This is a genomic window from Nonomuraea fuscirosea (genome assembly GCF_035917475.1).
Lineage (GTDB): Bacteria > Actinomycetota > Actinomycetes > Streptosporangiales > Streptosporangiaceae > Nonomuraea > Nonomuraea fuscirosea.
Genome location: NZ_CP109074.1, coordinates 1,754,614 through 1,779,451, shown reverse-complemented (window position 1 = coordinate 1,779,451; position 24,838 = coordinate 1,754,614). Strand labels below are relative to the sequence as shown.

Genomic DNA, 24,838 nt, shown 5'->3' with positions numbered 1-24,838 from the left:
TCCGCGCCCCCGCAAATCCCTGCGACCGATTGTCGGTGTCGTGTGCCAAGGTAGAGGAGTGCGGCGCATCTATCCCGACATACAGGACAACCCGGACATCGTGCAGGCGTACGCCTATCCCGAGGGCCGTCCGTGGCTGCGGCTCAACATGGTGTCCAGCGCCGACGGCGCGGCCTGGCTCGACGGGCGCTCCGGCGGGCTGTCCAGCAAGGGCGACAAGCGCATCTTCCAGACCCTGCGCGGCCTGGCCGACGTCATCGTCGCGGGCGCCGCGACCGTGCGCAAGGAGCGGTACGGCCCGGTCCCGCCGCGCGAGGCGTGGGCGGAGATCAGGCAGGGCCGGCCCGAGGTGCCGCCGATCGCCGTGATCACCCGCAGCCTCGACCTCGACCTCGACGGCGAGCTGTTCACCGGCGCCCCCAGCCGGACCATCGTGATCACCTGCGAGGCCGCGCCCGGCGACCGGCGCAAGACGGCGGCCGAGCGGTCCGACCTGATCGTGGCCGGCGAGGACGGCGTCGACCTGCGGGCGGCCGTGGCCGCGCTGCACGACCGGGGCCTGACCAGGGTGCTGTGCGAGGGCGGTCCCCGGGTCAACGCCCAGCTGTCCGCCGACGGCCTGGTCGACGAGCTGTGCCTGTCGATCAGCCCGCTGCTGGTCGGAGGCGGCGCCGCGCGCATCCAGAACGGCGAGCCGGCCCAGACGGCACTTGAACTGAGCCAGGTGCTGGAAGAGGCGGGGGTCCTCTTCTGCAAGTACACGAGGGAGCAGAGCCATGACCGAGCCGACGCCTGAGCCTGAAGCGGCCAAGACGCCCGAGCCTGAGCCTGGAGCGGCAGCGAAGCCCGAACCGGAGCCTGAGCCGGAGCCGGTGCCCCATCTGCCGGTGCGGCCGCCGGTGCCGCCGATGCTGGCCAAGCCGGTCAAGGCCATGCCCAAGCAGGACGGCACACTGTTCTACGAGCCGAAGTGGGACGGCTTCCGCTGCATCGTCTTCCGCGACGGCGACGAGGTCTATCTGGGCAGCCGCAACGAGCGGCCGTTCACCCGCTACTTCCCCGAGCTGGTCGAGGCGGTGCGGGCCGAGCTGCCCGACAGGGTCGTCGTGGACGGCGAGATCGTGCTGCCCATGGGGACCCAGCTCGACTTCGACGCGCTGCAGCAGCGCATCCATCCGGCCAAGTCGCGGGTGAGCATGCTGTCGGAGCGGACGCCGGCCCAGTTCATCGCGTTCGACCTGCTGGCGGTGGGCGACGAGTCGCTGCTGGAGGCGCCGTTCGCGGAGCGGCGGGCCCGGCTGGAGAAGCTCTTCCCCGAGGAGAAGGTCGGCTCCGTCCGGCTGACGCCGGTCACGACCAGCGAGGAGCAGGCGGGCGAGTGGTTCGAGATGTTCGAGGGGGCGGGCCTCGACGGCATCATCGTCAAGCCGGGTGACCAGCCGTACGTGCCCGACAAGCGGACGATGTTCAAGGTCAAGCACGAACGTACCGCCGACGTCGTCATCTGCGGCTATCGGGAGCACAAGACGGGGCCGATCGTGGGCTCCCTGCTGCTCGGCCTCTACGGCGACGACGGGCGGCTGCACCACGTGGGGGTGGCGGCCTCGTTCCCGATGAAGCGCAGGGCGGAGCTGGTCGAGGAGATCAGGCCGTACCTCGCGGAGCTGAGCGAGCATCCCTGGGGCCACTGGGCCGAGCAGGCGGCGGCCAACGCCGGCCAGCCTGCCGCCGGGCCCGCGACGGGCGGGCAGCGGGTGCCGGGGGCGGTGTCGCGGTGGAACGCCAAGAAGGACCTGTCGTTCATCCCGCTGCGGCCGGAGCTGGTGATCGAGGTGGCCTACGACCAGATGGAGGGCGACCGGTTCCGGCACACCGCGCAGTTCCGCCGGTGGCGGCCCGACCGCACGCCCGAATCGTGCACTTATGAGCAGTTGGAGCGTCCAGTCAGTTACAACCTCGATGACATCCTTGCCCGATAGCCCATAATCCCGTTATATCTCGACATATGACCACTGGAGATGAACTACGAGCCGCCGTGTCCGCGCGTCGCGACCTCGGGCCGGAGTTCGAGGACGCGGTCGTGGAGTCGTTCCTCGACCGGGTGGGCACCGAGATCGAGCGCCGGGTGGACGAACGCGTCGCCCAGATCACCCCGGAGCAGCCCGCCAAGGTGGCCCGCCCGGGACCGACGGAGGCCCAGCGCCTGGCCCTGGCCATCGTCTCGATGGCCCTGGGCACCATCATGACCCTGGTCCTCGTGTTCGCGGATCGGGCGTACGGGCTCATCTGGATCTGGCTCGGGATCATCGTGGTGAACTCGATCTACAACTCCAACAAGAAGAGCTGACCCGCCACCGGCACCCGGCCCACACGGCCTCAGGTGCCCTCCCGGCCGGCCGTTCTCACGTGGCCGGGCCGGCTCGCTGATCCGGCCGACCGACTCGCCCGGGATGACCGGACACGGACCAATGACAGGACGCACCGGGCAACCGGCCCGTTCCAGCGGCCGGGTCGGGCCGGATGATCCCAGGCGGCTTTCAGCTTGTCGAGTGCGCGCGCGGCCTGGCTGCGCACCGTGCCCCTGGACACCCCCAGCGCTTCGGCGATCTCCTCGTCGGAAAGATCGCAGTAGTGGCACAAGACGATGACCGCGCGCCGGCGCGGGGGCAGTCGCGTCACCAGGCGCCACAGCCCCGGTTCGCCGTCGAAGCGGGCGATGTCCGCGTCGGCGCTACCCTCTTCCGGAATGCTGACGACCAGACGTTCACGCTTGATCCGGCGCCAGGCGCTGATGTGCAGCCGTGCCATGGTGATGCGGACGAAACCCTAGGGGTCGTGCTTCTTCCGCACCCTCGACCAGGAACCGCTGAGCTTCAGCAGCGCCTCCTGGGCGAGGTCGGCGGCGTCGTGCGGGTTTCCGGTGAGCACGAGCGCGCAGCGCAGCAGAGCCGGCCCGCGGATCCGCACGTCGGGTGCGGGCTGGTCAGGCGTCGAGCCAGATGAGACCGGCGAAGCGGCCGCCGGGGTGTTCGCGGCGGTGGGAGTAGAGCTCCTGCGACTCGATCGTGCAGCGGGCGTCGTGGCGTACGTCGGGGACGCCAGCCGCCCGGAGCTGGGACTCGATGCCGGCCCGCAGGTCGAGTGCGGGCGTCTCCCAGGAGGTGGTGGACCAGGTGGCGGGCACCTTCGCGGCGACCTGGTCGCGCAGGTCGGCGGGCACCTCGTAGCAGCGGCCGCACGCGCCCGGGCCGATCAGGGCGGCCATCCTGCCGGGCTCCGCGCCCTTGGCCGCCATCGCCTCCACCAGGGCCGTGGCGATGCCGGCCTCGGTGCCGGGGCGGCCGGAGTGGGCGGCGCCGATCATCCGCGTCACGGGGTCGGCCACCAGCACGGCCGGGCAGTCGGCCCCGAGCGAGGCCAGCGCCAGGCGGGGCTCGGTGGTGAAGACGCCGTCCAGCATGGGCGGGTCGTCGCCGAACGGCTCGCTCACGTAGGCGACGTCGGCGCTGTGGACCTGGCGCATGAAGACGATGGCGCGCACCCCCAGCTCGGCCGCCACGCCCTCGCGGTTGGCCCGCACGGCGGCCGGGTCGTCGCCGACCATGCCGCCGAGGTTGCGCGTGCCGTAGGGAGGAGCGCTGACTCCTCCGTCGCGGTCGGTGATGGCGACGTGGACACCGGGGGCGAGCTGCATGCCTCCGATCTTAGGCCGAGCACAGGGCACGGACCCGCCCCACCGCCCGCGAACCGGCGCGACCCTCCACGGGCCGGGGCGGGCGGTCAGCGGCCCTGCCAGGTGGGCTGCTGCTTGATGAGGAAGGCGGGGACGGCGGTGTGGAAGTCGTCGCTGCCGAAGACCGTGGCCACGAAGCCGGCGGAGTGGGCCTCCTCGGCGGTGAACATGCGGGCCCGGAGCAGCATGTCCAGGGTTCTGGCGGGGCCGAGGTGGTGGACGAGCAGCGAGTACGTGTTCGTGACTCCTCCGTTCCCTGAAGGGAGCGGCTTCTCGCCAAGCCGCTTGCGCAGCCCGGCGAAGGGCAAGCCCTGCCCTGAGGACGTTGACCGCCGCGTTCACGTCGGCGTGCGCGGCATGCCCGCACGCCGTACAGATGAACTCGGCCTGGGTGACGCGGTTCTCTTTCGCGCAGTGCCCGCACCGGGCACAGGTGCGGGAGGTGCCGGCGGGGTTCACCGCGATCAGCTCTCGACCGGCGCTTTCAGCCTTGTGCGCGAGGATCGTCAGGAACACCCCCCAGCCCGCGTCCAGGATGCTCCGATTCAAGCCGGACTTCTGCGCGACGTTCCGGCCGGGGGCCTCGATCGTGCCGGACGCGCTGCGGGTCATGTTCGTGATCCGCAGGTCCTCGTGCACGATCACGTCGTAGTTGCGGATCAGCGCCAGCGCGGTCTTGTGTGCCCCGTCGAGCCGCTGGCGGCGCACCTTGCCGTGCAGCGCGGCAACGCGGGCCACCGCCTTGCGCCGCCGCTTGGAGCCCCGTTTCTTGCGGGCGAGGTCGCGCTGCGCCGTCGCGAGACGTTCGGCGGTTGCGGCCAGGTGGCCGGGGTTGGCCAGGTGTTCCCCGCCGGAAGTGGTGACCAGCCAGGCCACACCCATGTCGATCCCGGCTACCGCGCCCGTGGCGGGAAGCGGCTCGGCGGGCACCTCGTCACACGACAGGACCACATACCAGCGGTTGCCTTCCCGCTTGACCACGATCGTCTTCACCCGGCCCTTGACCGGCCGGTGCTGATGCACCCGGACGTGCCCGACGCCCTGCAACCGGACGTAGGTCGCGGCGGGGTGCTCAGGCTGGGAATCCCACCGGCAGCCGTCGCCGTCCTTCGGCCACTCCACGCTGTCGAACCAGCCCCGGCCCTTGAACCGGGGGTAGCCCGGGGTGCGCCCGGCCTTGACCCGGTCGAAGAACACGCGGAACGCCTTATCCAAGCGGCGCAACGTGGCCTGCTGGGAAGAGAACGACCACCGGCCCTGCCCACCGGGGTCATCGCCGCGGATGTGCTTCAACTCGGCCGACTGGTCTGCGTATCGGACACTCACGCCCGCCCTGGCGTAGGCGGTGCGCCGGTGCTCCAGCGCGGCGTTGTACAACTGCCGGTGCTCCTCCACACACTGCGCGAGCGCGGCGGCCTGCTTGCTGGTGGCGCGCAGCAGGAACTTGAACGACCGGCGCACCCCCACCCCTCACGTTCGGTAACGAGACAACCACGCTATCGCCTTGCACCGACAAAACCCGGAAGGAAATCTGTGATGCGCGGACCTGGCAGGTCAAGGCACACTCGGACCTTGACGGCCCTCCCGCCCCCGATTCCCCCGTCGCCTCAAGGCGACGGCCCCCTCGGGAGGGGCTGATGGACAGGCAGTTGCCGAGCGTCCTCGCGATAGGGACGCCGAAGCTCGATCCCGATACGGCCAGGCGCAGGTCGCAGGCGGCGGCCACGATGAGGCCCGCGCCCACGTAGTAGGCCCTGGACGACGGCCACGGTGGGCCGGACCGCCACGCCTTCGGCGAGCGTCTCGCCGGTGGCGAAATGCTGGCCCGCCTCCCGGATGGCCGACACTTCACTTAAGTCGGGTTTGCTCCATTGTGTACCGAAGCATGGCAGCTGGGTGGTGCGCATGTCGGTGGGCGGGGTGGAGCTGGGATGGTGGGGTGAGGACGACACCGGCCGGCGCACCATGCTCGGCCGCGCTGACGTGATCTATGACGAGGAGGCTCTCTGATGACCACCCTGGCCGAGCTCCACGCGTTGATGGAGCGCCTGGGACACCCGGTGGTGCCCGCGCAGGCGCCCGCCGTTCCGGTAGCGTCCCGGTTCGCGGACGGGGCTCCGTACCGGTTCGAGATTCCCAGCGTCGAGGGACCGGACGTGCTGGAGGCCGTGGTCGCCGAGGCCGACCGGCTCGGCGTGCCGGTCGCGAGGACCTCGCAGGGCAGCGGCGTGATGATGCTGACCGACGACGAGATCGGGCGGATGGCCAGGCTCGGGGCCGAGCGGGGCATCGAGGTCAACCTGTTCCTGGGGCCGAGGGCCGCCTGGGACACCGGTGGCCAGGCCAAGCTCACCCAGGCCGTGGGCGCGGCGGCGCGCGGGAACGCGATGGTCGCGGCCTGCCTGGCGGACGCGCTGCGGGCCTGTTCGCTGGGCATCCGCAGCCTGCTCGTGGGCGATCTCGGCACGCTGGACGTGCTGCGGGAGCTCAAGGCGGACGGGACGCTGCCGCCGAACCTGGTGCTGAAGACGTCCGTGCTGATGCCGCTGACGAACGGGCCGACCGCCGCCGTCTACGAACGGCTCGGCGCGACCACGGTCAACGTGGGCACCGACCTGACCGTGCCGCACCTGGCCGAGATCCGCGCGGCGACCCGGTTGCCGATCGATCTCTATCTGGAGGTGCCGGATGATCAGGGTGGGTTCGTCCGCTTCTATGAGGCGGTGGAGATCGTGCGGGCCGCCGCTCCCGTCTACCTGAAGATGGGGCTGCGTAACGCGCCCAACATCTACCCCTCCGGCGGGCATCTCGGGGTGGTGCCGAAGGAGCTCGGCCGCGAGCGGGTCCGGCGGGCGGCGCTGGTGCAGCGGCTGATCGAGCAGCTCGATCCCGAGCTGGCCAAGCCGTCCCAGACCTCCGACCTCGGGGTGCCGGAGCTGTAGCCGCGTCCCGGCCTCGGCGTGCCGGGACCGTAGGCGCCTCTCCGGCCTCGGCGTGCCGGGACCGTAACCGTCCCCGACCGCGGACCCGGGCGTGCCGGGTCCGCGGCCCGGCACGGCTCAGTCGTGCAGGCGGTGGATCGTGAGGGGGCCGCCTTCCCAGCGGCCGATGGCCTCCTCGTCGGCGAAGGCCAGCACGCGCATCATATTGCCGCCGTCGCTCGCCTCCACGCTGCGCCGCAGCCGGGCGGCGAGGGCGGGCGACAGTTTGGTGGTGCCGGCCTCGACCGTGTCGCCGTAGTGGTGGCTGAAGGCGACGCCGGCGAACCCGGCGCGGGCCAGCAGCGTGCGTACGGTCTGCGAGGAGTAGAACATCAGGTGGTTCTTGGTGAAGCCGCTCCACTTCGACCCGTACGCCTTGAGCAACAGCGAGCGGGCGTTCACCGTCAGGACGAGCAGCACCCCGCCGGGCGCCAGCAGGCTCCTGAACAGCTGGAAGTCCTCCAGCGGCCGGGGCAGATGCGCGAGCACCGACCACAGCGTGATCACGTCGAACCCGCCGGCGGCGATCTCCGGCACGTCCCCCGGCGCGCCGAAGTAGGTGCGGGCCCGGCTCAGCCGTTCGTTGGCCTGGGCCACCGACTCGGGCGACAGGTCCACGCCGTAGGCGTCGAAGCCGCGCCGCTCGGCCAGTTCGAGGAAGAGCCCGACGCCCGAGCCGAAGTCGAGCAGCCGCCGCTCCTTGCCCTCGTCGAACACGGGCGCCAGCGCCTTCATGGTCAGGTCGTAGCGGCGCTGCCGGTTGGCGGCGTACTTGCCGGTCAGGAAGGTGCTGTAGCCGGTGGAGTACAGGTCGCCGAGGCGTTCGGGGCGGACGTTGGGGTTGCGGTAGAGGAAGCCGCAGGAGGGGCAGCGGACGACGTGGTAGCGCCAGCCCTTGCCGCCGGTCGGCTCGAAGAGCGGCTGCTGGCGCGACTCCCCGCACATCATGCAGTCGAGGAACTCCTCGATCTCGCCCAGCGGGCGCAGCCGTTCGTAGGCGGCGCGCGACATGATCGGCGCGCGGGCGATCAGCCGGCGCCACTGCGCCTCGCGGATGAGCCGCTCTCCCGGCCGCACGTAGACCCGCTGTTCCCAGGGGACGCGGTCGTAACGGGAGCCGTACACCAGTCTGGCCAGGATTCTGTTGGTCATCGCCACCACCCTTCGTGCGGTTGTGCCCGAGCCGTCCCCGTCTAAGCGTCCGCGTTCGGCCGCTTTACGTGATCTTTCAGGCTTTCTCCGGCCTGGCCCCTCGAAACGAGCAAGCATATGCTTGGTCGCGTGCCTGACTACCGCAACCTGATCGGCGGCGAGCTCGTCCCCGCCGCACGCCAGATGGACACCGTCAACCCCGCCACCGGCGAGCCCTGGGCGCGCATCCCGGCCGGCGGGGCCGCCGAGGCCGAGGCGGCCGTCGCCGCGGCCACCCGCGCCTTCCCCGCCTGGTCGGCACTGCCCGCGGCGGCCAGGGCGCACGTCCTGCGCAAGGTGTCGGAGCTGTTCGGCCGGCACGCCAAGGAGCTGGCCGAGCTGGAGACGCGCGACAACGGCCGGATCCTGCGCGACACGCTGAAGCGGGACCTGCCGGGCATGGCGTACCTGTGGCAGCTGGCCGCCGGGCAGTGCCTCGACGCGGTCAAGGGCGACACGGTCGTGCTGGGGCCGGACGCCCTCGGGCTGACGCGGCGCGAGCCGTACGGGGTGGCGGTCTGCATCATCCCGTGGAACTCCCCCATCTCGACCTTCTCGGCCAAGGCCGCGTACGCGCTGGCCGCCGGGAACACGGTGATCGTCAAGCCGGCCGAACAGGCGAGCGCGTCGGTGCTGCGGCTGGGCGAGCTGCTCGCCGACGTCTTCCCGCCCGGCGTGCTGAACATCGTCAGCGGCCTGGGCGAGGAGGTCGGCGACGCCCTCGTCCGCCACCGCGGCGTGCACAAGGTCAGCCTCACCGGCTCGACCGAGACCGGCCAGGCCATCACCAGGGCCTCGGCCGACGCGCTGAAGCCGCTGACGTTCGAGCTGGGCGGCAAGTCCCCCAACATCGTCTTCCCCGACGCCGACCTGGACGCCGCCACCCTGGGCGTCACGGTGAACTCCGTCTACACGGGCAACGCCGGACAGGTGTGCGTGGCGGGCTCACGCATCCTCATCCACCGCTCGATCTGGTCGGAGATGCTCGGCCGGATCGAGCGCGCCTGCGCGGACCTGGTCCTCGGCGACCCGCTGGACCTGGCGACGACGATGGGACCGATCGTGTCGGCGGGGCAGTACGAGCGGGTGACGTCGTACCTGGAGCTGGCCGAGAAGGAGGGCGCGCGGCTCGTCTTCGGCGGGCGGAGCGGCGCCGAGGTGGTGCCGGCGCTGCCCGGCGGCTACTGGGTGGCGCCCACGCTCTACACGGCCGAGGACAACGCGCTGCGGGTGTGCCAGGAGGAGATCTTCGGGCCGGTGGCGGTGGCGCTGCCGTTCTCGACCGACGAGGAGGCGCTGGCGATCGCGAACGACTCCCCGTACGGGCTGGCGGCCGGTGTCTGGACCCGCGACCTGGGCCGGGCCCACCGGTTCGTCCGCGATCTTCGCAGCGGCACGGTGTGGGTGAACACCTTCCGCCAGATGCCTCCGGGGCTGCCGTTCGGCGGGGTCAAGGACAGCGGGTACGGCCACGATTCGGTCCTGGAGTACACCCGGGAAAAGGCAGCCATTATCCAGATCTAGTCGGATACATTTACCCCTCATGAGCGAGGGGATCAAGGACACGTCAGGGCTGTCGGAAGCCGCCGCGCAGTCCCGGGCATCGGTGCTGCGCAGCCGGGCCGAATCGTACATCGCCCTGTCACGGCACGACGCCGCGATCGCGGATCTGACCGAGTCGATCGCGCTGGTGCCGGACAACGCGAGGGCCTGGCGGCTGCGCGGGGAGAGCCATCGGGTGATCGAACGGTACGACACCGCGCTCGACGACTTCGACGAGGCGCTGAAGCTGGAGCCGGACAGCGCGTACGCCCTCGGCTCGCGCGGCCAGACCTACGCCGCCATGGGCCGCCTGGAGGAGGCGATGGCCGACTTCGAGCACGCGCTCACCCTGTCGCCCGACTCCCTGTGGATCCTGGAGGCGAAGGCGGACGCCCTGGTGGACCTGGACCGGCTGGACGAGGCCCTGACCGAGCACGGCAAGATCATCGCGTTGAACGAGGAGCTGGCGTACTCGTGGGTCGCCCGCGGCGACCTCTACCAGCGGATGAACTTCTACCCGGAGGCGATCGACGACTACACCAAGGCCCTGGAGGCCGACCCGGACTACGTGCGGGCGCTGAGCCGCAGGGGCGAGGCGCTGCGCATGGCCGACCGCTACGAGGAGGCGCTCGCCGACCTCAACCGGGCGCTGGAGCTGGAGCCCGGCAACGACCGGGCGCTCGGGAGCCGGGGCGCGGTGCTGAGCGAGCTGGGCGACAACGAGGCGGCGCTGAAGGACCTCGACGCCGCGATCGAGCTGGATCCCGACTACATCTGGGCGTACCGGGTGCGGGGCGAGATCTTCCAGGAGCTGGACCGGCACGAGGAGGCGGTGGCCGACTTCACCCGGGCCCTGCACCTCGAAGCCGAGGAGTGACCCGGGCCGCTTCTGACCCGGGGCGCTTTTGACCCGGGCCGCTTCTGACCCCGGCCGCTTCTGACCCGGGCCGCTTTCGCAGAGATTCCCGTACCCGCCGGCGCCGCGGGCGTACCGCGGCTCCGGCGGGGCGGGATCACAGGGCCAGCAGGGCGCTGACCGGCAGGCGGGTGTCCGACAGCGGACGCATGGCGATGCGCAGCAGCGCCAGCGCGTTGTCGTCGCCCGCGATCCGGTTGGCGCTGAGCCCGCCGCACGACTGGCAGGAGTGGATGATCAGCCACTCGCCGTCCCCGCGCACGGACACGCTCAGCGCCGTCATCCTGCCCCGGCACTCCGCCCGCCGATCCCCCGGGATCCGGTGATCGACGTGCAGGCTGGTCAGGCAGTTCGGGCAGTGGTTGCGGTGCGCGGTGCCGGGCGCGAGCATCGGCACGTCCAGCCGGCACCCGACGCAGCGGAACGCGTCCGCGTGGAAGAGCTCTTTACGTCGCTGGGGCCGTTCCCGGCCCGGGTTCCTCCTGGGCATGTCACAGATCACCGAACGCCTCTAGCGGGAACGGCGGCTGCGCCAGCGGCCTGACGGCCATGCGCATGAGGATGAGCTGGTTGTCGTCCCCGCAGATGGGGTTGGACGTCAGCTCACCGCACCGGGTGCAGCGATGGATGACCATCCATTCGCCGGTGCGCAGGACGGCGATCGAGATCGGGAGCATGCGTGATCTGCACTCGTCGCGCAGGTGCAGCGAGTGCAGGCAGCTCGGGCAGTGGTTGCGGCGGGCGCCGTCGGGTGCGACCGCGGCGACCGTCAGGCCGCAACGTACGCACGGGAATGTCTCGGTGTTCGCGAGCGAACGAGGTTTTCCGTCGGTGGACAACCTGGGTACTCCTTGCCGGAATGTCATCTTCGAGAGAGTTCGAGAAGATTCGCGAGAGGTTCGCGAAAAGCAGCAAGGAAGCGCCCGAGCGGGCCTCGCGGGGCACGCCGGTGGATGGGCGGACGGGTGTGGTGACGCCTTACGGGGTCGGGATCCGCCCGTGGGTACGGCGAGGCGCGCTGGGCGCGGTGCCGGGCATAGACCCCTCCCCTGCGGGCGTGACTGCCCGGAAGCTCCACTGAACGGACACGGCGAGCGTAACGAGGCGCGATGCCCGGTCGCCAGCCATTTTTCTGGAGCTGGGCGGAATGATGTTCTAGATTCGGCCCATGGGTATCGGGCTGACCGAGGAGCATGTCGAGCTGGCCGCCTCCGTACGCGGGCTGGCCGGGCGAGATCGCGGGCACGCGGCTCTGGCCGGGCAGGGGCTGCTGGGGCTGCATCTGGACGAGGAGTGCGGCGGGCAGGGGTACGGCCTGCTGGAGCTCTGCGTGGCGCTGGAGGCGCTGGCCGAGCAGCGGGTCGGCGGGGCGTACCTGCCGTCGGTGCTGACGTCGGCGGCGCTGGCCTGGGAGGGCGGCGCGCGTCCCCTGATCGGCGACGCGCGGGTCCTGATCAGCGGCCTCGCCGACGGCACCCTGACCGCCGCCGTAGCCCTCGGCCCACCCGCGGACCAGGGCGTTCGCGCGCTCGGGACGGACGGCGAGTCGTCCGGACCCGCGCCCGGCGCGGGCGGGCGGGGCCTTCTCGCGCTCGGGTCGATGGAAGCCGACCTGTTCCTCGTTCCGGTCGGCGGCGGGGCGTGGGCGGTGCTCGATCGCGGCGACGCCACCGCCGGGCCCGCCGACGGCGTCGATCAGGACCGGCCGCTCTGCTCGGTCTCCGCGCGGACCGTACCCGCCGGCCGGGTGCTCGGCGACGTCCCGGTACGGGAGCTCGCGGCCGTCCTGCTCGGCGCGGACGCGTGCGGCGTGGCGGCGTGGGCCGTGGCGACGGCGGCCGGGCACGCCAGGACCCGCGAGCAGTTCGGACGGCCGATCGGGCAGTTCCAGGGCGTCAAGCACCGGGTGGCCGACGCCCTGGTAGCACTCGAACAGGCCAGGGCCGCCGTATGGGACGCCGCCAGAGCCCTGGACGAGACCCGCGACCCGGACCACGCCGAGGACGGCGACCCGGGCGACGGCACGGACGGCGACCCGGTCCGGTCCGGCGGTGGCCGGGAGGACGGGCTGGGGGGTGAGGCGCGGCTGGCCGTGACGGTGGCGGCGGTGCTCGCGCCCGATGCCGCGGTCCGGTGCGCGGCGGACGCGATCCAGGTGCTCGGCGGCATGGGGTACACGTTCGAGCACGACGCCCACCGCTACTACCGCAGAGCGCTGTCCGACCGCATGCTCGCCGGCGACCCCGGCCCGTGGGCGGAGGAGACGGCGCGGCTGGCGGTCTCGGGCGTACGGCGGCGGATGGAGCCGGATCTGCCGGAGGAGACCGCCGCCCTCAGGGACCGCGTCAGGGCCGAGGCGGCGTCGCTGCGCGCCGAGGAGCCGACGGCCAGGCGCGGGCGGTTCGCGCGCGAGGGCTGGCTGATGCCGTACCTTCCGCGTCCCTGGGGCCGGGACGCCTCGCCGCTCGAACAGGTGATCATCCACCAGGAGTTCCGCGACCTGCGCCGCCCGAACCTGGGCATCGCCGCCTGGGCGGTCCCGTCCATCGTCCGGTACGGCACCCGCGAGCAGCAGGAACGTTTCCTGCCGGGCACGTTCGCCGGCGAGATCGTGTGGTGCCAGCTCTTCAGCGAGCCCGGGGCGGGCTCCGACCTGGCGGGACTGTCGACGAAGGCGGAACGGGTGGAGGGCGGCTGGTCGCTGACCGGCCAGAAGATCTGGACGTCCCTGGCGCAGTACGCGCACTGGGGCATCTGCCTCGCCCGCACCTCCCCCGACCGGCCCAAGCACGACGGCATCTCCTACTTCCTGGTGGACATGGCCTCCCCCGGCGTCACCGTCAAACCCCTCAAGGAGATCAACGGGGACGAGATCTTCAACGAGGTCTTCCTCGACGCCGTCTTCGTACCAGACGACCTGGTGGTGGGTGCGGTGAACGACGGCTGGCGGGTGGCCCGCGACACGCTCTCCCACGAACGCGTCGCGCTCGGCGACTCCTGGGGCCCCGGATCGCGGCACACGGACATGGCCGCGCTCATCGCCCGCCTGCCCGGGCTCCGGCCGGCGCAGCGCGAGCACGCGGGCCGGTTGTGGGCCGAGGGGCAGGCCATCTCTGCGCTCGGCCTGCGCGTGACCCTCTCCCAGCTGTCGGACGCCCAGCCGCCAGGTTCCCGGTCGTCGTCGGGCGCGGGGGGCCGGGGCACCGCGTCCAGCGTCCGCAAGCTGCTCGGCATGCGGCACTCCCAGGAGATCTCGGAGTTCTGCTGGTCGCTCGCACCCGCCGACCCGCACTGGAACCGGATGATCCTCACCACCCGCGCGTTCACGATCGGCGGCGGCACGACGGAGGTCCAGCTCAACATCATCGCCGAACGCGCCCTGGGCCTGCCGCGGGATCCGTGATCAGTCCTTGAGCCGGTACGGGGCCGCGAGGTGGGCGTACACGATCGTGTTGTCCGCGTAGCTGTGCGCCCGCCGGTCGAACGTGCCGCCGCAGGTCACCAGCCGCAGCCCCGGGTAGGCGAGCTTGCCGTAGACCTTCTTGGCGGGGAACGTGCGCTTCGGGGTGTGCTCGACCTTGTCCACGACGAAGACGGCCACCGAGCGGTCGGCGCGCAGCACCTGCACCTGGTCGCCGCGCCTGACCTCCTTGAGCCGGGCGAAGACGGCCGGGCCCGAGCGCGTGTCCAGGTGGCCGGTGATCACGGCGGCGCCGCGCTGGCCGGGGACGGGGCCGTAGCGATACCAGCCGGCCAGGTCGGGCGGGTCGAACGGCGGGTTCTCGATGGCGCCCCGCGCGTCCAGGCCCAGCTCCATGAGCGGCGCGGCCACGCCGATGGAGGGGATGTAGACGGCGGTGGGCCGGGCGGCCTGCATCGGCCCGGCCACCTTCGACAGCGGCACGTCCACGATCGGCAGGTCGCTCACCGCCGGTCCGGGGGCCTTGCCCTGCCGGGCGACCGGCGCGGGGTCCGTACCGCCGTCCAGCACGCCGGCGATCCCCAGCCCGATCAGCGCCACCCCGGCCAGCGACACGGCCGCCGCCACACCCGCGATCAGCCGAGCTCCCGCCGCCCGCCGGACCCGCGTCCCGGCGGCCGGCCCGGATGCCGGCCCGGCATCCGGCCCGGCATCCGGCGCTGCTTTCGACCCGCGGCGCCGGGCGGGCTCCGGTGGCGGGAACGGCGGCGGGGGCATGCTAGTCGCCGGCGGTCCGGCCGGCGCCGTCGCGCTCGCGTCTTACGGCGAGGCGCCGGCGTTGCCCTTCGTGCACGTCGGCCACCCACTCCCAGCCGGGCCGGGCCGACGGGCCGATCCGCGGGTCGCTCGGCTCCCGGCCTTCGCGCAGGGCGCGCACGTACGCCCGGTCCAGCTCGATCCGCGTACGAACCTGACCGGGTCCGCCGACCGATCCGTGGCCGGGGACGACGAACTCGACGTCGTCCGCCACCTCCTCCAGCAGCCGCAGCGCGGACAGGTAGTCCTCGATCGGGTCGGCCCCGCCTTCCAGGTCGAGCATGGGGACCAGGACGTCGGACAGCATGTCGCCGGCGACGAGGACGCCGCGTTCCTCGACGAGCAGCGCCGCGTGGCCGGGGGCGTGCGCCTGATGCTCGATGATCCGGGTGCGGGGGCCGTCCCAGGGCACCTGCTCCGTCCCCTCGGGCAGGGCGGTGATGTCACCGAGCAGGTCCGTCGGGACCTGCCCGGCGATCTCCGTTTCGAGCAGGTGTTCGGTGACGAGGGCCTTGCCCTCAGGACCGGACAGCTGCTCGCGTGCGGTCTCCGCGCAGCGCGCCGTGCCGTGACGAGGGGCCGGGCCGAGCCGGGGGTGCCAGAGGACGTGATCCCAGTCCGGGTGCGTCGCGAAGCCCGCCACGACGCTCCGCCCCGCGCCGGACAGGTCGTCGGCGAGGCAGGCCAGCTCGTGGTGCTGGATGCCGGGGTCGATGAGCAGCACACCGTCCCGGCCGTGCACGACGACCCCGTTGGTCTGGACGAACTCGCTCGTGTGGACCAGCACACCCGCTGCGACCTGCCTCAGCACGGAGGCTCCTTCCCTGGTGAACGGCAACCGCTCTACCACCCCTTGTGGACGGCGACCGCTCCGCTGCCGAGACCGTAGTGATCGGCGGCGACGGATGGCAAGCCGGAGGAGCGAGGCGAATGAGCCGCGACCGGAGCGCGCCGCGCCGTCCGCACCATGCCTGAGCCGCGCCATCCGGAAACCGCGCCACGCCTGAGCCGCGCCATCAGGAACCGCGCTATTCGGGTGCCGCGGGCCGTCTCGTGCGGCGGGCGGCGAGGCCGGCCAGGCCGGCACCGGTCAGGAGGGCCGCGCCGCCGACGGCGAACGGCCACACCGGCCCGCCGGCGGCGAGCGCTCCCCCGCCCGTCTCGGGATGACCCCTGGGCACCCTGTGCTCGTCCTCGCCCGCCGGCCGCCACGGCCGCCCGGTCTCCCGCGTGCCCGGCTCGGAGCCCTCCCGCGTGGGCGGCTCCGACCAGGACTCCTCGTGGTGCGGATCGCTCGGCCCGGCGTCCGTGGGGTGGTCCTGAGGGGAGTCCGGCGCGCCGGTCGGCTCGTCGCAGAGGAGCGGCAGCGGAAGCAGGCAGAGCGCCTCCGTGCCGGGCACCCGATGGCCTGGATCGTCGGAGTCGGAGGCCCTGGAGACGGAGGCTCCAGAGACGGAGGAGGTACGGGAAACGGAGGCAGCGGAGGCTGTGCCCAGACCCGCCGCGAGGCTCACTCCCGCGACCGCGAAGGCGGTCGCCGCTCCAGCCGCTGTGAGACGTCGCGCTCTTGCCATGAGAAGGCTCCAGACTCGGTTGTCGCCCCCCGATGCACATGAGAGCCTGGCGAATTATTAGACCGCCAGTCAAGTAATGTGACCGAAGTGAAACCAGCCGGACACGGAGTGTTTGGCGGCGGCAGATCGTGGCAGAGGAACCCCGACAAAGGGGGCAAAAGCCGTGACAGGGAGTTTGCAGTTCATCGGCAACGCGACCACGCTGATCCGCTACAACGGGCTCACGCTGCTGACGGATCCCAATTTCCTGCACCGTGGCCAGCGGGCGTACCTGGGTCACGGCCTCAGCTCACGCCGCCTCCTCGACCCGGCCGTGCGGATCGAGGACCTGCCGACGATCGACGCCGTCCTGCTGTCCCACCTGCACGGCGACCACTGGGACCGGGTGACGCACAGAAACCTGCCCAAGGAGACGCCGGTCATCACGACCACGGCGGCCGCCCGCCGGCTGCGCCGCCGCGGCTTCCGCCGCAGCGTGGGACTGCGCCCGTGGCAGCAGTACGTGCTGCGCGGCCCAGGCGGCACCGTACGGATCACGGCGCTGCCGGCCAAGCACGCGCCCGGCCCCGCAGAGGCGCTGCTGCCGCCCGTGATCGGCACGATGCTGGAGTTCTGCAACCAGGACGAACGGGTCGAGCTGCGCCTGCACATCAGCGGCGACACCCTGCTCGACCGGCGCCTCGACGCCATCCCGCGCCGCTTCCCCGACATCGACCTGGCCCTCGTCCACCTGGGCGGCACCAAACTGCTCGGCACCATGCTGGTGACCATGGACGGCGCGCAGGGGGCCGCCTGGGTCGGCCTGATCCACCCGCACGCGGTCATCCCGGTCCACTATGACGACTACACCGTCTTCAGTTCGCCGCTGGACGACTTCAAGCACCACATCGAGCAGGCCGGGCTGGCGGACCTGGTCGTCTACCTGGAACGAGGTGAGACGCGCGAACTCGCGCCCCACCGCCTCGTCCGCCACTGAGCCCCGCCGCCCGTCTCTCAGGTGTCGGACCGGGCCTTGCTGGGCTGCACCCGCTTCGGCTCCCCAGGCATCTTCGGATAGTTCGGCGGATAAGGCATGTCGCCGCGATCGTCCTCGGCGTACAGCTCCAGGAGACGCTCGATCGAGTACGCCTGATCGTCGATGGCCGCGTGCACGTCGCCCACCTTCGCGAAGCGGGCCGGCACCGTGCGCAGGTCGAAGTCGCGCGGGTCGGCGTCCTCCAGCTCCTCCCAGGTCAGCGGAGTCGAGACGGGGGCGTGCGGCTGCGCCCTGACCGAGTACGCGCTGGCCACCGTGCGATCCCTGGCGTTCTGGTTGAAGTCGATGAACACCCGCTCGCCGCGCTCCTCCTTCCACCACGCCGTGGTGACCAGGCTCGGGTCACGCGCCTCGACGGCTCTGGCCAGGGCGATGCCGGCGTGACGTACCTGGACGAAGTCCCAGCGCGGCTCGATCCGCACGGCGATGTGCACGCCGCGGTTGCCCGAGGTCTTCACGAACCCGGTGATGCCCAGCTCGTCGAGCACGTCCCTGGTCAGGAACGCCGCCCGGCGCGCCGCGTCGAACTCCAGGCCCGGCTGCGGGTCCAGGTCGACGCGCAGCTCGTCGGGGTGCTCGACGTCGGCCGCGCGCACCTGCCACGGGTGGAAGTCGATGGTGCCGAGGTTGGCGCAGTAGGCGATGGCCGCCACCTCGGTGACCCGCAGGGACTGTGCCGTACGGCCGCTGGGGAAGGTCACGGTCACGGACTGGAGCCAGTCGGGATGCTTGGGAGGCATCCGCTTCTGGTAGATCGCCTCCGTCTGTACGCCGTCGGGGTGGCGCTTGATGTTGGTGGGCCGGTCCTTGAGCGCCCGCAGGGCCCCCTCGCCGACGCTCACGTAGTACTCGACCAGTTCCCGCTTGGTCGCGCCGATCTCAGGAAAGTAGACCTTGTCGGGATTGGTGACCTTGACGGTCCTCTCCCCCACCTCGAGCTCTATGTACGGCGATGCCATGCCACCGAACCTACCCTGCCCACGCCCTCCGCTCGGCGAAGAAACGGCCACCGGGTCCGCGGGGTGAGCCCGTCCCAGGTCCGCGGGGTGGGCCCGTCCCGGAGCCGCCTCGGTGGCGGGACCGGGGGCTCGACGGGACGGGCCGCTGAGAGCGTCCGCCGCCGTTCCGGGCGCTGGCGCGCCACCCGGCCGGCCGTTCCGATCCCCAGCGGCGCCAGCACGGGCGTGGGCTGTGCCGCTCGGCGGGATCTGCGGACGATCTCACCCCTTCACAGGAGGCGATGACACCCCCATGCCTACAAAGACGCGAATTCGCCCCAGAACGGATGCTTCACCCTCTGGAGATCTCTTTTTGCCCGATCTCGTATCCTGAACTCATGGACAAGGTGGTCAAGAGCGAGGCCGAGTGGCGGTCCGAACTGTCGCCCGAGGAGTTCCACGTCCTCAGGGAGGCCGGGACCGAGCGCCCGTTCACGGGGGAGTACGTCGACACCAAGACCGAGGGGGTCTACTCGTGCCGCGCCTGCGGTGCCGAGTTGTTCCGATCGGACACGAAGTTCGAGTCGCACTGCGGCTGGCCGAGTTTCTTCGAGCCGTCCGAATCCGAGTCGGTGCGGCTGATCGAGGATCGCAGTCTCGGCATGGTGCGCACCGAGGTGCGGTGCGCGCGATGCGACTCGCATCTGGGGCACGTCTTCCACGGCGAGGGCTACCCGACGCCGACGGACGACCGCTACTGCATCAACTCCGTCTCGCTCCGCCTCGAACCCAAACAGTGATCACGTAGCGACAGCGCGTATCGATCGTCTCTCACGGGTACGAGTGCCGCGTGCGGTTTGTACATCTTCGCCACCGCTGGGTGACGATCGAGACCATCGGTCGGATCGTCACTCAGCGGTGTGACGTCTGCTCGAAAACCCGCGTCCGCGTCCGATGACCGGTCCCTCGGCGCCGGGAGGACGAACGCGGCGGCCCAGCTGACCTCGGTGCCGGACCGGTGACGATTCCGCCGACCGGTCATCCCGGCGCCGGGTGGGTGACGCGGCAGCTGCGGTCGGAGCGGCCCAGGATGTTGGCGAGCACCGGGTTGCCGTTCCCGCCGAACTCCGCCTGGACGAACACGACCGGGTCGGCCACCCCGCGGTCGTGCATGTAGGCCAGGCCGCGCTCGCACAGGGTGATCGCGGTCAGCGAATTGTTCGCAGTTTCCGGCAGGTCCGTATAAATGCGCAAATATCCGCCGACTGTGCGAATGTCTCTGAGGCGTTTCGCCGCCTTGTCGCCCGGCCCCCAGTTGGCCCGGAAATACCGCGCCGCCTCCTGATCGGTGTGCCGGGACGGCCCGTCGGCCTTGTAGCCCTCCCCGTCGGCGGGGTCCGGCCCTCCGGCCAGAACGTCGTCCGCCGTCGTGGTGCCCGCGACCATCCCCGGCTCAGCGGCCCCGCCCTCTCTCGTGGCGCCATCCTGCCCGGTGCCCCCCTGAACCGGCCCCGACTGCACGGTGGGCGCCTGGGACCTGGGCGCCTGCCGCGTCTCGGCCCCCGCACTCGCCACACCCCTGCCGGGCTCCCCTGGTGATCCCCCACCGCCGCCCGTCGTGGGCGTGCCACCTCCGCCCGTCGCACCGTCGCCCCCGCCCGACGCCTCACGTTCCCGCGTCACCGCCCCAGGCGACCCGTCCCCGGAACCGGAGGCCACGGGCACCCCACCACCCCCTCCGCCTGACGCACCGGCGAACACCCCGTTCGCGCCGAGCAGCCCGGCGACCCCACCCACCAGCACCAGCACCCCCGCCACCAGTCGCAACGGCCTCCGGCCACGACCTCGCGCCCGATGCGCCCGCCGCGCCCGCACATGACGGCCCGCCGCGTGCCGACCGGCCGGTCGTCGTTCTCGTCTTGCCGGCTCTGCCACCCCGTCCTCCGGTTCCCGTTGGAACGTGCCACCCCGCGCACGTCCAGCGACCAAGAGATTTCCCCTGATTGTGACAAAGGGGATAGATCAATTCCGTGGGATCGCCAATATGGGTCTTGCTGGGTACGGATCCGGCCCACCAGACTGCGATTGTGTCGACGGACGAGATCCTGAAATGTCGCAGTCTGCGGAAGACGTTCGGTGATCTCGTCGCCGTGGACGACGTCAGCTTCACCATCACGGCGGGCGAGACCTACGGCCTGCTCGGCCCCAACGGCGCCGGCAAGACCACCACGATCTCCATGATCGCCGGCATCCTGGCCCGCGACGGCGGCGACGTGTCCGTCTGCGGCCGCCCTCACGGCACCTCCAGCGCCTGGGGCAAGCGCCGCATCGGCTACGTCCCCCAGGACCTGGCCCTCTATCCCGACCTCAGCGCCCGCGAGAACCTGCGCTTCTTCGCCCGCCTGTACGCGCTCGGCCGCGCCGAGGCCCGCACCAGGATCGAGGAGGTGCTGGAAGTCGTCGGCCTGACCGATCGTGCGAAAGACCCGGTCAAGGACTATTCGGGCGGCATGAAGCGGCGGCTCAACATCGGCGTGGGCCTGCTGCACCGCCCTCCCCTGCTGATCCTCGACGAGCCCACCGCCGGTGTCGATCCGCAGAGCCGCAACGCGATCCTGGAGCGCGTCGCCCCGCTGACCGGCGAGGGCGTCGCGGGGTCCTCTACACCACGCACTACGTGACTCCTCCGCTCCCTGAAGGGAGCGGCTTCTCGCTAAGCCGCTTGCGCAGCCCGGCGAAGGGCAAGCCCTGCCCTGAGGACGTTGACCGCCGCGTTCACGTCGGCGTGCGCGGCATGCCCGCACGCCGTACAGGCGAACTCGGCCTGGGTGACGCGGTTCTCTTTCGCGCAGTGCCCGCAGCGGGCACAGGTGCGGGAGGTGCCGGCGGGGTTCACCGCGATCAGCTCTCGACCGGCGCTTTCAGCCTTGTGCGCGAGGATCGTCAGGAACACCCCCCAGCCCGCGTCCAGGATGCTCCGATTCAAGCCGGACTTCTGCGCGACGTTCCGGCCGGGGGCCTCGATCGTGCCGGACGCGCTGCGGGTCATGTTCGTGATCGACAGGTCCTCGTGCACGATCAGGTCGTAGTTGCGGATCAGCGCGAGCGCGGTCTTGTGTGCCCCGTCGAGCCGCTGGCGGCGCACCTTGCCGTGCAGCGCGGCAACGCGGGCCACCGCCTTGCGCCGCCGCTTGGAGCCCCGTTTCTTGCGGGCGAGGTCGCGCTGCGCCGTCGCGAGACGTTCGGCGGTTGCGGCCAGGTGGCGGGGATTGGCCAGGTGTTCCCCGCCGGAAGTGGTGACCAGCCAGGCCACACCCATGTCGATCCCGGCTACCGCCCCGGTGGCGGGAAGCGGCTCGGCGGGCACCTCGTCACACGACAGGACCACATACCAGCGGTTGCCTTCCCGCTTGACCACGATCGTCTTCACCCGGCCCTTGACCGGCCGGTGCTGATGCACCCGGACGTGCCCGACGCCCTGCAACCGGACGTAGGTCGCGGCGGGGTGCTCAGGCTGGGAATCCCACCGGCAGCCGTCGCCGTCCTTCGGCCACTCCACGCTGTCGAACCAGCCCCGGCCCTTGAACCGGGGGTAGCCCGGGGTGCGCCCGGCCTTGACCCGGTCGAAGAACGCGCGGAACGCCTTATCCAAGCGGCGCAACGTGGCCTGCTGGGAAGAGAACGACCACCGGCCCTGCCCACCGGGGTCATCGCCGCGGATGTGCTTCAACTCGGCCGACTGGTCTGCGTATCGGACACTCACGCCCGCCCTGGCGTAGGCGGTGCGCCGGTGCTCCAGCGCGGCGTTGTACAACTGCCGGTGCTCCTCCACACACTGCGCGAGCGCGGCGGCCTGCTTGCTAGTGGGGCGCAGCAGGAACTTGAACGACCGGCGCACCCCCACCCCTCACGTTCGGTAACGAGACAACCACGCTATCGCCTTGCACCGACAAAACCCGGGAGGAAATCTGTGATGCGCGGACCTGGCAGGTCAAGGCACACTCGGGCCTTGACGGCCCTCCCGCTCCCGATTCCCCCGTCGCCTCAAGGCGACGGTCCTCTCGGGAGGGGCTGATGGAGCAGGCCGAACGGCTCTGCGACCGCATCGGCATCGTCGACCTGGGCCGGATCAGGGCCGAGGGCACCCGGAGGGAGCTGGTCGGCCTGGTGGGCGAGCTGGACCGGATCACGCTGACGGCCGACGGGACGCGACCCGTACCGGAGCTGGAGGCCCTGCCCGGGATGCTGCTTGGGGCGGCGATGCGCACCGAGCAGCAGGCGCTCTCCCTCGGCCTGCTGCTCGGCCTGGGACTGGGCGCGATCGGCGGCGCCATGGTGCCGCTCGACCTGCTGCCCGCCACGATGCGGCAGGTCGCGCACCTCACCCCGCACGCCTGGGCCATGGACGGCTTCGCCGAGCTGCTGGGCCGGAACGGCACGATCGCGGCCATCCTGGCGCAGCTCGGCGTGCTGGCCGGGTACGCGGCCGCCCTGTTCGCGCTCGGCACGTGGCGGCTGCGCGCCGCGCTGACCCGGTAGACCCGCCGAGGCGGCTCGTCAGGGCAGGGCGGCGACGAGCTCCTGCACCGGCTTGCGGGCGCCGGTGTAGAACGGGATCTCCACGCGGGTGTGCCGGCGCGCCTTGGCCGCCCGCAGCGTACGCATGAGGTCGACGATCCGGTGCAGCTCGTCGGCCTCGAACGCGAGCATCCACTCGTAGTCGTTGAGCGAGAAGCAGGCCACCGTGTTGGCCCGCACGTCGGGGTAGTCGCGCGCCATCCTGCCGTGCTCGGCCAGCATCGCCCGGCGCTCGGAGTCCTCCAGCAGATACCACTCGTAGGAGCGGACGAACGGGTAGACGCTCACGTAGGCGCGCGGCTCCTCCTCGGCGAGGAAGGCCGGGACGTGCGACTTGTTGAACTCGGCCGGACGGTGCAGCGCCATCGCCGACCAGGCGGGCCTGGTCCGCCGGCCCAGCTCCGTGCGCCGGAACCTGGAGTAGACGTCCTGGAGGTCCTCGGGCGTGGGCGCGTGCCACCAGAACATGAAGTCGGCGTCGGCCCTGAAGCCGGCGACGTCGTAGACCCCCCTGGTCACGACGTCCTTGCCGGCGGCCTGGTCGAGCAGCTCCTGGACCTCCGCCGCGAGGTTGTCGCGGTTGCCTGGACACGGCTCGGTCATCTGGAAGACCGACCACATCGTGTAACGGATCACCTGGTTGAGATCGCGGGCCTTCGGCCGCGGAGCGCCCTCTGTCATGGCTCCTATTCTCCTCCGCCGGCCAGGTGGTCCAGAATCCGGGCGGCGGCCGTACGCGCGGTGCCGATGCACGCGGGGATGCCGATGCCGTCGTAGGCGGCGCCGCACACGGCCAGCCCCGGCTGCACGGCCACCGCGGCGCGCACCCTGGCCACCCGGTCGAGGTGGCCCACGTTGTACTGCGGCAGCCCGCCGCCCCAGCGCGTCACCCTGCTGTCGAGGGGCAGGCCGCGCACCCCCATCACGTCGGCCATCTCGGCCGTGGCGAGGGAGACCAGCTCCGTGTCCTCGCGCTGGAGCAGGTGCTCCTCGCCGACCCGGCCGATCGAGCAGCGCAGGAGCACCAGGTCCTTGGCCAGATGAGGCCACTTCACCGAGCTGAACGTGACCGCCTTGACCGGCCGCCGCTCCACCGGCGGGACCAGGTAGCCGCTGCTCGCGGGCGGCTCGGGGAAGGCTTCCACGGGGTAGGCCAGCGTCACCACGGCCATGCTCGCGTACTGGATGCGGGCCAGCTCGGACGACGCCTTCGGTGCCTCGGTCTTGAGCAGCCTGGCCGCCGCGGGCCCCGGCGTGGCCACGATCACCGCGTCGGCCTCGATGATCTCCGGTCGCGGCACCGGGCCCGTCACCAGCCGCCAGCCGGTCTCGGTCCTGTGCAGCTCGCGTACGGTCACCCCGGTCCTGACCTCGGCCTCCGACGCCTTGGCGACCGCCTCCGGCAGGGTGCCGACGCCGTTCTTCAGCGACGTGAAGACGGGGCCGGCGTCCTTGGGCGCCTCCTCGACGAGCTGCCTGGCCGCGGTCAGCAGCGAGCGCTCGGACCGGGCCACCGCCGCCACCCGCGGCATCGTGGCCTCCAGCGAGAGCATGTCGGCGCGGCCCGCGTAGACGCCGCCGAGCAGCGGCTCGACCAGCCGGTCGACCACCTCGGCGCCCATTCTGGCGCGGATGTAGGCGGCCACGGACACGTCGGTGCGGACGAGGGTCGCGGGCAGGATCTGGTCGAGCGGCACGCGTACGAGGCCGCCGGGCGAGACGATGCCCGACTTCGCCAGCTCGGTCAGGTCGGACGGCACGCCCATGACCTGGCCCTTCGGCAGATAGCGGAGCGTGCCCCTGGTGTAGACGGCCGAGCGCGTGGTGCCAGGGAGCACCAGATCGTCACCGAGCCCGACCGCCCTGGCCAGCTCTTTCCCCTCGGGACGCCGGGCCAGCATGGCTTCGGCGCCGGCGTCGACGCTCACCCCGGCGACCTCCGAGGCGTACAGTTTGCCGCCGATGCGCGGGGAGCCCTCCAGGACCGTCACCTTGATCCGGTCGCCGGCGCCCTGACGCAGATACCACGCGGCGGCCAGCCCGGAGATCCCCGCGCCGATGACGACCACATGCGCCCGTTTCCCATCCACGCCTCCCGACGCTACCGCCTCA

25 protein-coding genes are annotated in these 24,838 nt (G+C 71.7%); 11 read left to right on the top strand and 14 right to left on the bottom strand.

Annotated features, from left to right (window positions below):
- Positions 1–58: 58 nt before the first annotated feature.
- The 3 genes from OIE67_RS07965 to OIE67_RS07955 are packed head-to-tail and all read left to right on the top strand — an operon-like array spanning position 59 to position 2,347.
- Entirely contained in the window at positions 59–796 is a 738-nt protein-coding gene (locus OIE67_RS07965; RefSeq protein ID WP_326638130.1) for a pyrimidine reductase family protein, read from the top strand.
- Positions 777–1,979, top strand: coding sequence for an ATP-dependent DNA ligase (locus tag OIE67_RS07960; protein ID WP_326638128.1), 1,203 nt, complete (start codon positions 777–779; stop codon positions 1,977–1,979). The genes OIE67_RS07965 and OIE67_RS07960 overlap by 20 nt, the downstream gene beginning before the upstream one ends.
- Positions 1,980–2,005: 26 nt before the next feature.
- Positions 2,006–2,347 carry a hypothetical protein gene (locus OIE67_RS07955; RefSeq protein WP_326638126.1) on the top strand — a complete coding sequence of 114 codons (342 nt, stop codon included), beginning with the start codon at positions 2,006–2,008 and terminating at the stop codon, positions 2,345–2,347.
- 29 nt (positions 2,348–2,376) lie between these two features.
- Here the strand turns inward: OIE67_RS07955 and OIE67_RS07950 are convergent, their stop codons facing one another.
- The 3 genes from OIE67_RS07950 to pgeF are packed head-to-tail and all read right to left on the bottom strand — an operon-like array spanning position 2,377 to position 5,194.
- Entirely contained in the window at positions 2,377–2,808 is a 432-nt protein-coding gene (locus OIE67_RS07950) for a sigma-70 family RNA polymerase sigma factor (protein ID WP_326638124.1), read from the bottom strand.
- An 18-nt stretch (positions 2,809–2,826) separates the two neighbouring features.
- Positions 2,827–2,967, bottom strand: coding sequence for a sigma factor (locus OIE67_RS07945; RefSeq protein ID WP_326638122.1), 141 nt, complete (start codon positions 2,965–2,967; stop codon positions 2,827–2,829).
- Between the two features lie 16 nt (positions 2,968–2,983).
- Positions 2,984–5,194, bottom strand: a complete 2,211-nt coding sequence (gene pgeF / locus OIE67_RS07940) for a peptidoglycan editing factor PgeF (protein WP_326638120.1) — start codon at positions 5,192–5,194, stop codon at positions 2,984–2,986.
- Between the two features lie 548 nt (positions 5,195–5,742).
- On the opposite strand from pgeF, the gene OIE67_RS07935 reads away from it, so the two are divergent.
- Positions 5,743–6,675, top strand: a complete 933-nt coding sequence (locus tag OIE67_RS07935) for a U32 family peptidase (RefSeq protein ID WP_106234210.1) — start codon at positions 5,743–5,745, stop codon at positions 6,673–6,675.
- Between the two features lie 117 nt (positions 6,676–6,792).
- Here the strand turns inward: OIE67_RS07935 and OIE67_RS07930 are convergent, their stop codons facing one another.
- On the bottom strand, positions 6,793–7,866 hold the full coding sequence (locus OIE67_RS07930; protein ID WP_326638117.1) for a class I SAM-dependent methyltransferase: 1,074 nt from the start codon (positions 7,864–7,866) through the stop codon (positions 6,793–6,795).
- Between the two features lie 129 nt (positions 7,867–7,995).
- Between OIE67_RS07930 and OIE67_RS07925 the strand changes: the two genes are divergently transcribed.
- Together OIE67_RS07925 and OIE67_RS07920 are read left to right on the top strand one after the other, a co-directional pair.
- Positions 7,996–9,429, top strand: a complete 1,434-nt coding sequence (locus OIE67_RS07925) for an aldehyde dehydrogenase family protein (RefSeq protein ID WP_245955455.1) — start codon at positions 7,996–7,998, stop codon at positions 9,427–9,429.
- A 19-nt stretch (positions 9,430–9,448) separates the two neighbouring features.
- Positions 9,449–10,324: a tetratricopeptide repeat protein gene (locus OIE67_RS07920; protein WP_106234207.1), complete on the top strand. Its 876-nt coding sequence runs from the start codon at positions 9,449–9,451 to the stop codon at positions 10,322–10,324.
- A 136-nt stretch (positions 10,325–10,460) separates the two neighbouring features.
- Here the strand turns inward: OIE67_RS07920 and OIE67_RS07915 are convergent, their stop codons facing one another.
- Both OIE67_RS07915 and OIE67_RS07910 read right to left on the bottom strand, forming a co-directional pair.
- Positions 10,461–10,853, bottom strand: coding sequence for an RNHCP domain-containing protein (locus OIE67_RS07915; protein WP_106234205.1), 393 nt, complete (start codon positions 10,851–10,853; stop codon positions 10,461–10,463).
- Between the two features lies 1 nt (position 10,854).
- Positions 10,855–11,202: an RNHCP domain-containing protein gene (locus OIE67_RS07910; RefSeq protein WP_245955453.1), complete on the bottom strand. Its 348-nt coding sequence runs from the start codon at positions 11,200–11,202 to the stop codon at positions 10,855–10,857.
- Between the two features lie 329 nt (positions 11,203–11,531).
- Between OIE67_RS07910 and OIE67_RS07905 the strand changes: the two genes are divergently transcribed.
- Complete coding sequence (locus OIE67_RS07905; RefSeq protein ID WP_326638111.1) at positions 11,532–13,766, top strand: acyl-CoA dehydrogenase; 2,235 nt, start codon at positions 11,532–11,534, stop codon at positions 13,764–13,766.
- Here OIE67_RS07905 and OIE67_RS07900 read toward each other — a convergent pair whose 3' ends face one another.
- From OIE67_RS07900 to OIE67_RS07890, 3 genes are all read right to left on the bottom strand, one after another.
- Positions 13,767–14,411 (bottom strand): class F sortase, encoded by a 645-nt coding sequence (locus tag OIE67_RS07900; protein ID WP_326638109.1) that lies wholly within the window; start codon positions 14,409–14,411, stop codon positions 13,767–13,769.
- 151 nt (positions 14,412–14,562) lie between these two features.
- Complete coding sequence (locus tag OIE67_RS07895; protein ID WP_326638107.1) at positions 14,563–15,411, bottom strand: MBL fold metallo-hydrolase; 849 nt, start codon at positions 15,409–15,411, stop codon at positions 14,563–14,565.
- A gap of 217 nt (positions 15,412–15,628) precedes the next feature.
- On the bottom strand, positions 15,629–16,174 hold the full coding sequence (locus OIE67_RS07890; protein ID WP_326638104.1) for a hypothetical protein: 546 nt from the start codon (positions 16,172–16,174) through the stop codon (positions 15,629–15,631).
- Positions 16,175–16,337: 163 nt separating this feature from the next.
- Between OIE67_RS07890 and OIE67_RS07885 the strand changes: the two genes are divergently transcribed.
- Positions 16,338–17,150, top strand: coding sequence for an MBL fold metallo-hydrolase (locus tag OIE67_RS07885; protein WP_326638102.1), 813 nt, complete (start codon positions 16,338–16,340; stop codon positions 17,148–17,150).
- Between the two features lie 17 nt (positions 17,151–17,167).
- On the opposite strand, the gene ligD is transcribed toward OIE67_RS07885, so the two are convergent.
- Complete coding sequence (ligD, locus tag OIE67_RS07880; RefSeq protein WP_106234193.1) at positions 17,168–18,169, bottom strand: non-homologous end-joining DNA ligase; 1,002 nt, start codon at positions 18,167–18,169, stop codon at positions 17,168–17,170.
- A 377-nt stretch (positions 18,170–18,546) separates the two neighbouring features.
- Between ligD and msrB the strand changes: the two genes are divergently transcribed.
- On the top strand, positions 18,547–18,948 hold the full coding sequence (msrB, locus tag OIE67_RS07875) for a peptide-methionine (R)-S-oxide reductase MsrB (protein WP_106234192.1): 402 nt from the start codon (positions 18,547–18,549) through the stop codon (positions 18,946–18,948).
- 238 nt (positions 18,949–19,186) lie between these two features.
- Here msrB and OIE67_RS07870 read toward each other — a convergent pair whose 3' ends face one another.
- Positions 19,187–19,975: a hypothetical protein gene (locus tag OIE67_RS07870; protein WP_326638098.1), complete on the bottom strand. Its 789-nt coding sequence runs from the start codon at positions 19,973–19,975 to the stop codon at positions 19,187–19,189.
- Positions 19,976–20,235: 260 nt separating this feature from the next.
- Between OIE67_RS07870 and OIE67_RS07865 the strand changes: the two genes are divergently transcribed.
- Positions 20,236–20,829 (top strand): ABC transporter ATP-binding protein, encoded by a 594-nt coding sequence (locus OIE67_RS07865; protein ID WP_326638097.1) that lies wholly within the window; start codon positions 20,236–20,238, stop codon positions 20,827–20,829.
- Between the two features lie 32 nt (positions 20,830–20,861).
- On the opposite strand, the gene OIE67_RS07860 is transcribed toward OIE67_RS07865, so the two are convergent.
- Positions 20,862–22,046, bottom strand: coding sequence for an RNA-guided endonuclease InsQ/TnpB family protein (locus tag OIE67_RS07860; RefSeq protein WP_326638095.1), 1,185 nt, complete (start codon positions 22,044–22,046; stop codon positions 20,862–20,864).
- A 176-nt stretch (positions 22,047–22,222) separates the two neighbouring features.
- Between OIE67_RS07860 and OIE67_RS07855 the strand changes: the two genes are divergently transcribed.
- Complete coding sequence (locus OIE67_RS07855; RefSeq protein WP_326638093.1) at positions 22,223–22,687, top strand: ABC transporter permease; 465 nt, start codon at positions 22,223–22,225, stop codon at positions 22,685–22,687.
- 18 nt (positions 22,688–22,705) lie between these two features.
- Here the strand turns inward: OIE67_RS07855 and hemQ are convergent, their stop codons facing one another.
- Together hemQ and hemG are read right to left on the bottom strand one after the other, a co-directional pair.
- A complete protein-coding gene (hemQ, locus tag OIE67_RS07850; protein WP_326638092.1) occupies positions 22,706–23,407 on the bottom strand; it encodes a hydrogen peroxide-dependent heme synthase in 702 nt (233 codons plus the stop codon).
- A 5-nt stretch (positions 23,408–23,412) separates the two neighbouring features.
- On the bottom strand, positions 23,413–24,816 hold the full coding sequence (gene hemG / locus OIE67_RS07845; protein WP_326638091.1) for a protoporphyrinogen oxidase: 1,404 nt from the start codon (positions 24,814–24,816) through the stop codon (positions 23,413–23,415).
- Positions 24,817–24,838: the final 22 nt, after the last annotated feature.

Excerpts from the sequence above, each read along its gene's own strand:
- OIE67_RS07855 (WP_326638093.1), top strand. The coding sequence starts at position 22,223 with ATGGAGCAGGCCGAACGGCTCTGCGACCGCATCGGCATCGTCGACCTG.
- msrB (WP_106234192.1), top strand. The coding sequence starts at position 18,547 with ATGGACAAGGTGGTCAAGAGCGAGGCCGAGTGGCGGTCCGAACTGTCG.
- ligD (WP_106234193.1), bottom strand. The coding sequence starts at position 18,169 with ATGGCATCGCCGTACATAGAGCTCGAGGTGGGGGAGAGGACCGTCAAG.
- OIE67_RS07920 (WP_106234207.1), top strand. The coding sequence starts at position 9,449 with ATGAGCGAGGGGATCAAGGACACGTCAGGGCTGTCGGAAGCCGCCGCG.
- OIE67_RS07955 (WP_326638126.1), top strand. The coding sequence starts at position 2,006 with ATGACCACTGGAGATGAACTACGAGCCGCCGTGTCCGCGCGTCGCGAC.
- OIE67_RS07935 (WP_106234210.1), top strand. The coding sequence starts at position 5,743 with ATGACCACCCTGGCCGAGCTCCACGCGTTGATGGAGCGCCTGGGACAC.
- OIE67_RS07950 (WP_326638124.1), bottom strand. The coding sequence starts at position 2,808 with ATGGCACGGCTGCACATCAGCGCCTGGCGCCGGATCAAGCGTGAACGT.
- OIE67_RS07930 (WP_326638117.1), bottom strand. The coding sequence starts at position 7,866 with ATGACCAACAGAATCCTGGCCAGACTGGTGTACGGCTCCCGTTACGAC.
- OIE67_RS07890 (WP_326638104.1), bottom strand. The coding sequence starts at position 16,174 with ATGGCAAGAGCGCGACGTCTCACAGCGGCTGGAGCGGCGACCGCCTTC.
- OIE67_RS07960 (WP_326638128.1), top strand. The coding sequence starts at position 777 with ATGACCGAGCCGACGCCTGAGCCTGAAGCGGCCAAGACGCCCGAGCCT.
- OIE67_RS07905 (WP_326638111.1), top strand. The coding sequence starts at position 11,532 with ATGGGTATCGGGCTGACCGAGGAGCATGTCGAGCTGGCCGCCTCCGTA.
- OIE67_RS07915 (WP_106234205.1), bottom strand. The coding sequence starts at position 10,853 with ATGCCCAGGAGGAACCCGGGCCGGGAACGGCCCCAGCGACGTAAAGAG.
- hemQ (WP_326638092.1), bottom strand. The coding sequence starts at position 23,407 with ATGACAGAGGGCGCTCCGCGGCCGAAGGCCCGCGATCTCAACCAGGTG.